Origin of the sequence: Flexivirga oryzae (assembly GCF_014190805.1) — a bacterium.
In the GTDB taxonomy this organism is placed as follows: domain Bacteria; phylum Actinomycetota; class Actinomycetes; order Actinomycetales; family Dermatophilaceae; genus Flexivirga; species Flexivirga oryzae.
Genome location: NZ_JACHVQ010000005.1, coordinates 278,087 through 290,310 on the forward strand (window position 1 = coordinate 278,087; position 12,224 = coordinate 290,310).

8 protein-coding genes are annotated in these 12,224 nt (G+C 71.1%); 6 read left to right on the forward strand and 2 right to left on the reverse strand.

All coding sequences use genetic code 11. From position 1 onward, the window contains the following. Positions 1–35: 35 nt before the first annotated feature. Positions 36–665 carry a TetR/AcrR family transcriptional regulator gene (locus FHU39_RS22305; protein ID WP_343066070.1) on the reverse strand — a complete coding sequence of 210 codons (630 nt, stop codon included), beginning with the start codon at positions 663–665 and terminating at the stop codon, positions 36–38. Positions 666–740: 75 nt separating this feature from the next. Here FHU39_RS22305 and moeB point away from each other — a divergent pair, with 75 nt between their 5' ends. From moeB to FHU39_RS22330, 5 genes are all read left to right on the forward strand, one after another. Continuing rightward, positions 741–1,907, forward strand: a complete 1,167-nt coding sequence (gene moeB, locus FHU39_RS22310; protein ID WP_343066072.1) for a molybdopterin-synthase adenylyltransferase MoeB — start codon at positions 741–743, stop codon at positions 1,905–1,907. 1 nt (position 1,908) lies between these two features. Beyond that, positions 1,909–2,274 carry an MGMT family protein gene (locus FHU39_RS22315; RefSeq protein ID WP_183322926.1) on the forward strand — a complete coding sequence of 122 codons (366 nt, stop codon included), beginning with the start codon at positions 1,909–1,911 and terminating at the stop codon, positions 2,272–2,274. A gap of 141 nt (positions 2,275–2,415) precedes the next feature. Beyond that, positions 2,416–5,535 carry an ATP-dependent helicase gene (locus tag FHU39_RS22320; protein WP_183322927.1) on the forward strand — a complete coding sequence of 1,040 codons (3,120 nt, stop codon included), beginning with the start codon at positions 2,416–2,418 and terminating at the stop codon, positions 5,533–5,535. Further along, the gene (locus FHU39_RS22325) at positions 5,532–8,873 is read left to right on the forward strand and encodes a UvrD-helicase domain-containing protein (RefSeq protein ID WP_183322928.1); all 3,342 of its coding nucleotides are present in this window, start codon (positions 5,532–5,534) and stop codon (positions 8,871–8,873) included. Before FHU39_RS22320 ends, FHU39_RS22325 begins: the two co-directional genes overlap by 4 nt. A 347-nt stretch (positions 8,874–9,220) precedes the next feature. Beyond that, positions 9,221–10,042 (forward strand): 3-oxoacyl-ACP reductase family protein, encoded by an 822-nt coding sequence (locus tag FHU39_RS22330; RefSeq protein WP_183322929.1) that lies wholly within the window; start codon positions 9,221–9,223, stop codon positions 10,040–10,042. A gap of 10 nt (positions 10,043–10,052) precedes the next feature. Here the strand turns inward: FHU39_RS22330 and FHU39_RS22335 are convergent, their stop codons facing one another. Continuing rightward, on the reverse strand, positions 10,053–11,255 hold the full coding sequence (locus FHU39_RS22335) for a phosphotransferase (RefSeq protein ID WP_183322930.1): 1,203 nt from the start codon (positions 11,253–11,255) through the stop codon (positions 10,053–10,055). Positions 11,256–11,296: 41 nt separating this feature from the next. On the opposite strand from FHU39_RS22335, the gene nudC reads away from it, so the two are divergent. Further along, entirely contained in the window at positions 11,297–12,223 is a 927-nt protein-coding gene (gene nudC, locus FHU39_RS22340; protein ID WP_183322931.1) for an NAD(+) diphosphatase, read from the forward strand. The last annotated feature ends 1 nt before the right edge of the window (position 12,224 follow it).

Consider the following 12,224-nt stretch of genomic DNA (forward strand, 5'->3'; position numbering starts at 1 on the left):
CACGTTCTGCGCTCACTCTACGTGGGGGTGGGTCCTCAGCCGTCGGCCTGGTCCGGGTGCAGGGGGAAGCCGGCCAGACCGCGCCAGACGAGGCTGGACACCAGGGTCTCGGCCTCCTTGCGCGGCACCGTCCGGGACTGCATCCAGGAGCGGGCGACCGTGTGCGACATACCGACGGTGGCGATGCCGAGCAGCAGTGCCTTCTCCGGCGGCAGATCGGTGTCCTCCTGGATCACCTTGGCCACCGCGTCGGCGCACTCGGCGCTCATCTTGTCGACGCGCCGGGCGACCTCCGGCTCGCCGAGCAGATCGGACTCGAAGACCAGCCGGAAGGCGGCGTCCTCGCGTTCGACGAAGGAGAAGAACGTGGCGACCGCGGCCGCGACGCGCTCCTGGTTGTCCGAGGTGGAGGCCATCGCCTGGCGCACCAGCTCGGGCAGCTCCGCCGTGTGCTGCTCGATCAACGCGAGATAGAGGTCGAGTTTGCCGGGGAAGTGCTGGTAGAGCACCGGTTTGCTGACGTGGGCACGATCGGCGATCTCGTCCATCGCCGCGGCGTGGTAGCCGGACTCGGCGAAGACCGATTGTGCCGCTTCCAGCAGCTGGGCCCGGCGCGCCGATCTCGGCAGCCGTCCTCCGCGGGTTCCCGCGTCCGCAACACTCACTCCAGGGTTCCTTTCTCGCCGGCGTCACAATGGCGACTCCAGCGGCATCCTATTGCCGGACTAGAATTCGACGGTGTGACTCGACCTACTACGTTACGCGGCAGTACAACTGTCGGGTACACCCAGGCTGAGCGCTATTCACGGCAGACCCTCCTCCCCGAGGTCGGCGCGGTGGGTCAGCGCAAGCTCGCCGACGCGCGCGTGATGGTCGTGGGTGCCGGGGGCCTCGCGGCGCCGGTGCTTCCGCTGCTCGCCGGCGCGGGCATCGGGCGCATCACGGTCATCGACGACGACACCGTCGACGTGAGCAACCTGCACCGGCAGGTCATCCACCGCACCCAGGACATCGGGGTGCCGAAGGTCGACTCCGCCGTGCGCGTGATGCAGGACCTCAACCCCGACATCGAGGCCGTAGGCGTCCATGCGCGGCTGACCGCCGACAATGCCCTCGAGCTGTTCGCCGACCACGACGTCGTGGTCGACGCCTCCGACAACTTCGCGACCCGCTACCTGGTCAACGACGCGTGCGTGATGCTGGGGCTGCCACTCGTGTGGTCCTCGATCAGTCGCTTCGACGGTCAGGTCACGGTGTGGGGGTATGGCGAATCCCCTTGTTACCGCTGTGTTTTCCCGAGCGCACCGCCTCCCGGGGCGGTGCCGTCGTGTGCCGAGGGCGGAGTCATCGGTTCGTTGCCGGGCGTCATGGGTTCGATGCAGGCGACCGAGGTCTTCAAGATCGTGCTCGGCATCGGCAAGCCGCTCGCCGGGCGGATCGTGGTGCACGACGCGCTGCTCGGGACCTGGTCGACCGTGACGGTCGCGCGTGATCCCGACTGCCCGGTCTGCGGTGAGGACGCCGAGATCACGGTGCTGGAGGACGAGGACGTGTCCTGTGCAGTCCCGGTGCAGCAGCCGGTGCCGCTGATCGAGCCGGTCGAGCTGGCATCACTGATCGACGCGGGGCGGGCGCCGTTGCTGGTCGACGTGCGCTCCACGCAGGAGCGCGAGATCGTGAAGCTGCCCGGCGCCATACACATCGACGTGGCGGGGTTGCGGGACGGCAGTGCGCTGTCCCGCCTGGACGAGGTCGACGCCGACACGGTCTTCTACTGCAAGGGCGGGACCCGGTCCGCCGAGGCGGTGCGACTCGTCGAGGCGGCGACCGGTGTGCGGGCGCGCTCGCTCGACGGGGGCGTGCTCGGCTGGATCGACGCCGTCGACCCGTCGCTGCCGCGTTACTGAGATGACCGTCCACGAGCTCCCGGAGCTGGCCGATGCCGTGTTGGAGGTCGTCGACCAGGTGCCGGAGGGCAAGGTGGTGACCTACGGCGACATCGGCAAGGTGGTCGGTGCCGGCCCGCGGCAGGTCGGCTCGGTGATGTCGCAGTACGGCGGGATGGTGACCTGGTGGCGGGTGCTGCGCGCCGACGGCCGGCCCCCGCAGTGCCACGAGGGCGAGGCCCTGGCCCACTACCGCGAGGAGGGCACCCCGCTCAAGGGCACCTTCCTGGACCGCGTCGATCTGGCGCGTGCCCGTTTCGATCTCAGCGGTGTCGTCCTGCCCGGCTCCGACGGTGCCGGGGACGGGGACGGGGCCGGTCGCCCCTGACCGAGAGGCCCAGAACCGACCGAGAGGCCCAGAACCGACCGAGAGGCCCAGAAAATGCGGGCTCTGGGGCCGGGAAGTACTGGGCCTGTCAGTCTTATGTTGTCCTCTCGGTGATTGGGTATGTCGGTCGCGCGTGATGGGATGAGACACGTGCTGGAACTGCGACGTGGCCCCGACCTGTCGGTGCGCCCGCCCGAGCTGGACGAGGTCCAGCAGACGGCGCGCGACAGCGAGGAGCGGGCGACCGTCGTGCTGGGAGCGCCGGGCACCGGCAAGTCGACGCTCGCGGTCGAGTGTGTCGTCGCCGCGGTCGGACGCGGCACACGTCCCGACCACTGCCTGCTGCTCGCACCGACCCGGCTGGCGGCCGCCGAGCTGCGTGATCAGGTCACGGCGCGGCTGCAGGGCACCTCGACGCAACCGCTCGCCCGCACCCACCAGGCGCTGGGATTCGGCATCCTCCGCCAGGCCGCTGCGCTGGATGGCGAACCGGCACCTCGACTGCTCAGCGGTCCGGAGCAGGACGTCGTGCTGCGCGAGCTGCTCGACGGCCATGCGGCGGGTGACGGCCTCCCTCCCGACTGGCCGGACTTCGTACGAAATGCATTGCCCACCAGGGGTTTCCGAAGCGAGCTGCGTGACCTGCTGATGCGCGCGGTCGAGTGGGGGCTCACCGCGCAGGAGCTTGCAGAGCTGGGGCGACGGCACGACCATCCCGAGTGGGTCGCCGCAGCGCAGGTGCTCGACGAATACGACCAGGTCACCGCGTTGTCCAGGCCGGGCGCGTTCGACCCGGCATGGATCCTGTCTGCTGCCGCTGACCTGCTGGAGGCCGACCCGGACGCGCGCGAGCGGGTGCAGAACACCTTGCGGCTGGTGGTGATCGACGACGCACAGGAGCTGACCCGCGCCGCGGCCCGACTGCTCCGGTTGGTCGTGGCGCCGCGCACCAGGATCGTCCTCATCGGCGACCCCGACGCCGCGGTGCAGGGCTTCCGCGGCGCCGACCCGATGATGTTCGGCGCACTGGGTGATCACTTCGGTGCGGTCGACCACCGCACCCTGCCGATCGGCTACCGGCAACCTGAGCTGCTGCGGGCTGCGGCCGTGCGGGTGAGCGAGCGCATCGGTGCCGTCGCCGGAGCCGAACACCGTTCCGTCACAACGCGACCCGGCGGCACGGTCGACGTCGCGTTGCTGCGCGCGGCACCTCAGGAAGCCGCCCACATCGCGGCCCAGCTGCGGCGCGCTCAGCTGCTCGACGGCGTGCCGTGGTCGCAGATGGCGGTGATCGTGCGTGGGCAGGCACGGGCGGGAACACTGCGCCGCGCCCTCGCCAACTCGGGTGTCCCGGTGAGTTCGCCGCCGACGGTCGTGCCGCTGCGCGACGAGCCGGCGGTGCGGCCCTTCCTGGCACTGCTGGAGGTCATCGGCCGGCTGATCGACGACGACCCGGACCCGGTCACGCCGGACCTCGCCGCCGACATCCTGGGCTCGCCGCTGGGCGGCGCCGACGCGGTCGGACTGCGCAGGCTGCGCCGTGCGTTGCGAGCGGAGGAGTTGGGGGCCGACGGCTCCCGCTCGTCCGACGAGTTGCTCGCCGCTGCGATCACCGGGCTGCCGTGGCTGGAGCTGATCGGCCCGGTGGCGACGCCGGCGCTGCGCGTCGCGGGCGTCATACGGGCCGGGCGGGAGGCGGCGCTCGCAACCGGTGCCACCGCCGAGAGCGTGCTCTGGGCCATGTGGGACGCCAGTGGGCTCGCGCCGGTGTGGCAGGAGCAGGCGCTCGCCGGTGGGCGCGGGGGGAAACGTGCCGACGAGCGGCTGGACGCGATCGTCGCACTCTTCTCCGACGCCGCCGCCTACACCGACCGGTTGCCCGGCGCGGCGCCACTGGACTTCCTGGAGCACGTTCGCGGGCAGGACGTCCCGGGTGACCGGTTGGTTGCCGCCGCTCCGGACGACGAGACCGTGGCACTGCTCACCCCGCAGGCGGCCGCCGGGCGGGAGTGGCAGTTCGTCGTGGTGGCCGGCGTCCAGGAGGGGGTCTGGCCCGACCTCCGGTTGCGCGGCTCGCTGCTCGGCTCGGAGCGGCTGGTCGATGTGCTCGCCGACCGCGGCGACTCGTGGCGGGCCGCGCAGACCGCGGTGCGGTATGACGAGACGCGGCAGTTCCTCGTCGCGGTGACCCGGGCGAGCCGCCGGCTGCTGGTGACAGCGGTCCGCAGCGAGGACGAACAACCTTCGCCATACCTCGACGTGGTGGATCCGCTGGACGTTCCCGACGACCCGGATGCACTACGCGAGTTCACTGAAGTGGCAAGGGCGACAACGCTTCCCGCCGTCGTCGGTGAGCTGCGACGCGAGCTGGCGACCGGCGATGACCAGCAACGCGGGCAGGCGGCTCGTCAGCTTGCGCGGCTGGCCGCGACCGGGGTACGAGGGGCCGACCCCTCGCAGTGGTGGGCGCTGCGGGAGCTGTCCGACGACCGACCGCTGCGTGCCGCGGAACAACGGGTGCAGGTGTCACCGTCACGGGTCGAGTCGTTCGGCGAGTGCGGGCTGCGCTGGTTGCTGACCGCCGCCGGTGGGGAAGGACCCGACGTGGGTGCGGCGGCGCTCGGCACCCTGGTGCACGAGGTGGCGCAGGAGTTCGCCGACACCGACCCGGAGGCGATGGCTGCGGCCCTCGACGAGCGTTGGGCGCGGCTGGGACTCGGCGACACGTGGGTGTCGGAGCAGCAGCGCAACACCGCCCAGCAGATGCTGACCCGGCTGATCGGGTACCTCGACGAGGCGAAGGCACAGGGCTGGAAACCGGTCGGGGTGGAGGTGCCGTTCTCGGTGCTGATCGGCCGCGCCCAACTGGCCGGTCGCGTCGACCGGCTGGAGGAGCGCGAGGGCGAGTTGCGGGTGATCGACCTCAAGACAGGGTCGTCGAAGCCGACCGCGGCGGAGCTGGTCACCAACCCACAACTGGCCGCCTACCAGGTGGCGGTCGCCGAGGGCGCGTTCCCGGAGGGCACGACGTCGGGTGGCGCCGCCCTCGTGCAGGTCGGCAAGGCGGCCGGCAAGAGCGCGGCGACCCAGGTGCAGGCACCGCTCGCCGAGCAGGACGACCCGCGGTGGGCCTACAACCTCATCGCGGAGACCGCCGACGGCATGGCCGCAGGCACCTTCACGGCGCAGCTGAACAAGCGCTGTCGCACGTGCGCGGTGATCAAGAGCTGCCCGCTGCAGCCGGAGGGATCCCGGTCGTGAACGTCGAAAAAAACTATGGGGCAGTCGATCTCGCGGCAGCACTCGGGCTGCCGCGGCCGACCGAGGAGCAGATCGCGGTCACCGAGGCCAGCCCGGACTCACCACTGCTGGTGGTGGCCGGTGCCGGCTCCGGCAAAACCGAGACGATGGCCGCCCGCGTCGTGTGGCTGGTGGCGAACAGGCACGTCGAGCCCGACCAGATCCTCGGCCTCACCTTCACCCGTAAGGCAGCCGGTCAACTCGCCGAGCGCATCGGGCTGCGGCTGCGGCGGCTGCGGCGCGAGGGCATCTGGCTGCCGACGACCGACGACGGCACATCGGCCCTGGCCGAACTTCCGACGGTGCAGACCTACCACTCCTACGCCGGCCGCATCGTGGGCGAGCACGGGCTGCGGCTGGGTGTCGAGCCGGAGTCACGGCTGCTGTCGGAGGCGGCCGCCTGGCAGCTCGCCTCCGAGGCGGTGCTGTCGTACGACGGGCCGATGGACCTGGTCACGTCCGCCGCGAACAACGTGACGACCGCGGTGGTGTCGATCGCCGGCGAGCTCGCAGAGCACCTGGTCAGTGTTGCGCAACTGGAGGAATACCTCGACCAGTTCCTCACGGACACAGCGCAATTGCCGCCCAAAGGACGGACCAAGGTGACCGCCGGCGAGATCAAGAAGGTCACCGATGCGCTGGCCGCTCGCAAGCAGATCGTGCCCGTCGTCGAGCGCTACCTCAGGTTGAAACGGGCGCGGTCCGCGCTCGACTTCGCCGACCAGATGGCGCTCGCGGCGCACCTGGCGCGCAGTTTCCCGGAGTTGAGCGTCCTTGAGCGGCAACGTTTCCGGGCGGTGCTGCTGGACGAGTTCCAGGACACCAGCGAGGCACAGATGGTGCTGTTGCGCTCCCTGTATGCCGGCAACGACGAGGCGGCGGTCGACGGGGTCCGGGTCACTGCGGTGGGCGATCCCAACCAGTCGATCTACGGTTGGCGCGGCGCCAGTGCGACCACGCTCGCGAGTTTCCCCGAGCTCTTCGCGGACGGAACCGGCCGGGCGAAGGTCCTTCAGCTGTCGCGGAGCTGGCGCAATGACAGCGGAATCCTGTCGGCGGCCAACCGGGTGTCGAGCCCGCTGCGGTCGGCCAGCACCGTGCCGGTCGAGACGCTGCGACCACGGCCGGGTGCCGGGGAGGGCTCCGTCGTCGCCGCGCGGTTGATCGATCAGTCCGCGGAGGCGGCCCACATCGCCGACTGGATCGCGGCCCGCCACCTCGACGCCGACGGTGAGTGGACGCGCCGGACGGCTGCCGTGCTGTGCCGCAAACGGTCGCAGTTCGCCGCCGTCACCGAGGCACTGCAGCAACGCAACCTGCCGGTGGAGGTCGTCGGTGTCGGCGGTTTGCTGACGACCTCCGAGGTGGCCGACATCGTGAGTTTGCTGTGGGCGGTGCAGGATCCGACCCGTGGGGACCAGTTGATGCGGCTGCTGACCGGACCGCTGATGCGCCTCGGCCCGGCCGATCTGGACGGGCTCGGGGAGTGGGCCCGTGAGCTGGAGAAGCGGGACCGACCGCAGCCCGCCGAGGGCCGCGGCGCGGCTGCGGACATCGAGTCGGAGACACGGGAGCGCGCATCCGTCGTCGAGGCGCTCGACGAGCTGCCCGACCCCGACTGGCGAGGGACGGCAGGCCAGCGCATCAGCGACACCGCCCTGCAGCGGTTGGCCGGGCTGGCGCACGACGTGCGACGGTTGCGGTCGCTGACCGGGCTGCCGCTCGGTGAGCTGGTGGTGGAGGCGGAGCGTGCGCTCGCCCTCGACATCGAGGTGCTCTCCAGGCCCGGGCAGACACCCGAGACAGCGCGCGTGCACCTCGACGGATTTGCGGAAGTCGCAGCGGGATTCGCCTCATCGTCGGATCGTCCGACGCTCGGTGGGTTCCTCGACTGGCTGGCCGCGGCCGAGCGGGAGGAGCGCGGGCTCGACCGCCCCTACCTGGAAGCCGAACCCCGTGCGGTGCAGGTGCTCACGGTGCACGCCGCCAAGGGTCTGGAGTGGGACATCGTCGCGGTGCCCGGCCTGGTCGAGGGCACCTTCCCCGACCACTCCGGCGTCGTGGGCTGGAGCGCCGATCACCACGGTTGGAAGATCAGCAAGGACGGCAAGCCCGGCGATCCGTCGAGCTGGGCGGTGAACGCAGCCGAGTGGATCGGTGGTGTCGAGGGCCTGCCGTTCGACCTGCGTGGCGATGCCGACGGGCTGCCGCAACTGCGCTGGGCGGAAGCCACCGATGCGGCCGAACTACGCGACGCGATCACCGAATTCCGTGCCGCAGCAGGACAACACGGGCTGGATGAGGAGCGCCGCCTGGCTTACGTCGCATACACCAGGGCACGGTCCGAGTTGCTGCTGACCGCCTCGGTGTGGTCGACGGCGAGCACGCCACGGGTCACCTCGCGCTACCTGACCGAGCTGGTCGACGCAGGCCTGGCCCGGCGGGACACATGGGAGCCGATGCCCGAACCGGAGCCGGGGGAGACCAAGGTGGCGAACCCGCACGACGGTGCGGACTCGGTGCTGTCCTGGCCGACCGACCCGTTGGCGCCGCGGCGCGCGCAGCTGGCCGACGGGGTGCGCCGCGTCTCGGACGCATTGATGGACGGGGTCCAAGACGTGCTGCCGCTCGACGACCGCGAGCAGGAGATCGAGCTGCTGTTGCGCGAGCGCGACCGGCACCGCAGGCGCGGACCGAGCGCTGTGATGTTGCCCCGACACCTGTCCGCCTCCGCCGTGGTCTCGCTCGCCGCCGACCCCGCCGAGTTCACCCGGGAACTGCGCCGGCCGATGCCGTCCCCGCCGGCGCAGGCAGCGCGCCGCGGTACCGCGTTCCACGCCTGGATCGAACAGCACTACGCACGTGCCGCGCTGGTCGACGTCCTGGAGTTGCCCGGGGCCGCCGACGAGGACGCGGACGACGGGGCCGACCTGGAGGCGTTGAAGGACCGCTTCCTCGCCTCCGAGTGGGCGAACCGCACCCCGGAGGAGATCGAGGTGTCCGTCGAGACCTGGATCGACGGCATCGCGGTGCGTGGCCGGATCGACGCGGTGTTCCCGCGCGCTGACGGCGGATTCGTCATCGTCGACTGGAAGACCGGCGCGCGTCCGTCCGGCGCCGCCATGCGGGCGCGTGTCCTGCAGCTGGCGGCATACCGGCTGGCCTTCGCACGGCTGCGCGGCATACCGACCGAGCAGGTGGACGCGGCGTTCTACTACGCCGGAACCGGTGACACCGTCCGGCCCGACCTTCCGGCCGATGACGCGATCGGCGAGCTGCTGCGGGCGATCCCGGGCTGACCGCGGTGAGCCCGGGAGGAACGACGGGGCAACGAGACCCGGAGGAGGCCTTCGCCAAGGCGCCGGGCGCCATACCGCGTGAACGGCACGGACGCGTCACGGCAAGCCCCTGGCCGAGATGTGGATCGTTGGAATCTCGGTGCATGGACGGCGGGTGATCGGCGGCTGGACGACAGTCGAGGGACTGACGGATTCCGTTCCGCCCGCACCACTTCGGCGCTAGCCTCGGCAACGAGTCGGCTCACCGTGAGCCCCTCGAGAAGGAGCCGCCAGACCCGAGCACACGACAGCGGCGTGAGGACCGGGCCCGCCTGATCCGGACCCTCCGACCGCTCGAGGAGGAAGTCATGACCGAGACAGCAGCTGCCGACCCGAACACCCCGCGCCGTCCACGCCTGCACGGCAAGGTCGCCTTCGTCACCGGGGGCACCCGCGGCATCGGGGCCGCGATCAGTCGCAGCCTCGCCGAGCAGGGAGCCGTCGTGGCGGCCGGATACAGCTCCAACAGCACCAAGGCGGAGGAGTTCGCGGCCGGCCTGAAGGAGGCCGGACTCGAGGGTTCGGTGGTCCAGGGCAACGTCGGTGAGGTGGACGACTGCCGCAACGCGATCAACGAGGTCATCGAGCGGCACGGCCGGCTGGACATCCTGGTCAACAACGCCGGCATCACGATCGACAAGACCGTCCTCAAGCTCACCGCCGAGGACTGGATGAAGGTCATCGCCGTCAACCTCAACGGTGCGTTCTTCATGTCCCAGTCGGTGCTGCCGCACATGATCGAGCGTGGCACCGGGCGGATCATCAACATCTCGTCGATCATCGGAGAGACCGGCAACATCGGTCAGGCCAACTACGCCGCCTCCAAGTCCGGTCTCTTCGGGCTCACCAAGACCCTGGCGCTGGAGGCCGCGTTCCAGCTCAAGCGGGCCGGCAAGCTCGACGAGGACTCCGACGGAATCACCGTCAACACCGTCGCACCGGGGTTCATCGCGACCGAGATGCTCGAGCACATCCCGGACAAGGTCCTGGACGGGATCAAGGCGAAGATCCCGGTCGGCCGGCTCGGTCGTCCCGACGAGATCGCGCGCGTCGTGCACTTCCTCGCCGCCGACCAGTCGTCCTACATCACCGGCGCCGTATGGGGCGTCAACGGCGGCATGGACATGTGACCGGCGGGGGTCAGGAGTCCTTGTCCTGCGGATCACCGTCCGGGCCGGACTCGCCCTGACCCTCCCCGTCGTCCACGGACGCGTCCGCGGAGCCGTCGGCCTCATCGATCGGATAGGTCGACGGCTCCGGTTCGTCGTCCGACTCCGCACCCGGACGCTGCGCGACCGGGATCTCCACGGTCTCGTCGTCGGAGCCGGCGTCCTCGAAGTCGACGACCTCGATGTCGTCCGGATCGACGGCCGGTTTCGGATCCTGCGGGGCCGGCTCGGGCATCGTGCGCCTGCCGGGTGCCGGTGGCAGCAGCGACTCGTCGCCGTCCACCGACTCGGCGAGCCTGGCCAGGGCAGCCGCCCTCCGGCGCACCAGGCCCTCCTCGCCCGCGGTCACCGCGTCCATCAGCGCGTTGACCCGCTGGAGCTCCGCGGCCAGCCGGACCCGGCGCTCCAGATGCGTGTCGACCCCGTCGTGACGCGCCCCGGCATACGCCTCCAGCACGGTGTCGAAGGCGGCGGGCTCCGCGAGCACCGACAACACGGCGAAGTCGGCCGCCGGGTCGGACACCCCGGCCTGCTCCCAGCCGGTCATCGCCACGACCTCGTTGCCGTCGACGAGGACGTGCGATCCCTCCAGCGGACCGTGCACCGTGCAGGTCGCGAACTTCCAGAGCGCGACCTCTTCCAGCGCCCGCTCCCAGCGCGACAGCAGAGCCGGCGGAACGTGTCCGGTCGCCGCGGCACGGTCGAGGGTGGCCAGCCGGCGGGCCCGGTAGGCGTCCGCGTCGTAGGTGGGCAATCCGGCCTCTTCGACCGCGCGCGGATCGACGTCGTGCACCGCGGCCAGCGCGCGACCGATGCTGCGGGCGATCACCGAGCCCGGTCGAAGCTCCCGCCATACCATCGACGTCCCCGGCAGTCGCGGCAGAACGGCCGCCACGGTGCCGTCCTCGGCGACGGCCGTGCCCTCGATGCGCGGCACCGCGAACGGCACCCGCTTGGTGAGCAGGCGGAGCAACCCGTCCGATTGCTCCATCTGCGCCCCGGCGGCGGTGCTCAGGCCGGCGCGGACCACCCACTGCCTGCCGTCGGAGGTCGTCACATAGGCGACCTGGAAGCGGGCGTCGTCGGACGCCGACGTGCCCTGGACGCTGGTCGGGTCGAAATGGGGGACTGCGGCGGTCGCGAGGGCGGCGAGGGTCAACGGGCTGCGGAGCACGGCCCCACGGTAAGCCGAAGCGACGGCATAACCTTGATGGCGTGCCCGCAGCTTCGCAAACTCGTTTCGATCTCGTCCTCGACAGCAGCACCCTCGACCGCCAATCGTTGCGGCGGCGTGACCCCGAGCTGATCCCTACCCTCCTGGCGCAGCGGTCGACCGCCGTGCTGGACGTGTATGGCGACAGGCTTCCCAACGTCGGTGACGGCAACCGGCTGCGCTTCCGCCGCCCGGAGGCGGGTGACCGCGACGAACTGCTGGTCTACCTCGGGGAGGTGACCGGGCGCGAGGTGCTGGCGGTCCTGCGGGACCGGGACGACGAGGTGCCGGCCGACGGACTGCGCTATCTCGGGATGCGGCTGCACCCCGAGGATGTGCCGATCGCCGTCGCGGCCACCGGTATCGGGCGGTGGCACGCGGTCACCGGCTTCTGCTCCAAGTGCGGCTCGGCGACCCGGGTGACGGACGCCGGCTGGGTGCGGCACTGCGAGAACTGCGGCCGCGACCACTTCCCGCGCACCGACCCGGCGGTCATCATGTCGGTCGTCGACACCGATGACCGGCTGCTGCTCGGCCGCGGCCGGAACTTCACCGGCAACGGGATGTCGGTGCTGGCTGGTTTCGTGGAGCCCGGCGAGTCGCTCGAGACCGCCGTCGCCCGCGAGGTCATGGAGGAGGTCGGGGTGGCCGTCACCGATGTGCAGTTCCTCGGGGATCAGCCGTGGCCGTTCCCGGCATCGCTGATGGTCGGGTTCACCTGCCGGGCGACCTCCACCGAGCTCACTCTCGACCCGGAGGAGATCGCCGCGGCCCGGTGGTTCACCCGCCCGGAGCTGGCGGCCGCCGTCGCGAGCGGCGAGGTGCACCTGTCGCCCCGGCTGTCGATCGCCCGGCACCTCATCGAACACTGGTACGGCGTTCCCATCGAGCAGCCGGACGACGGCGCCTCGCTGCGGCGGGGGTCCTGAG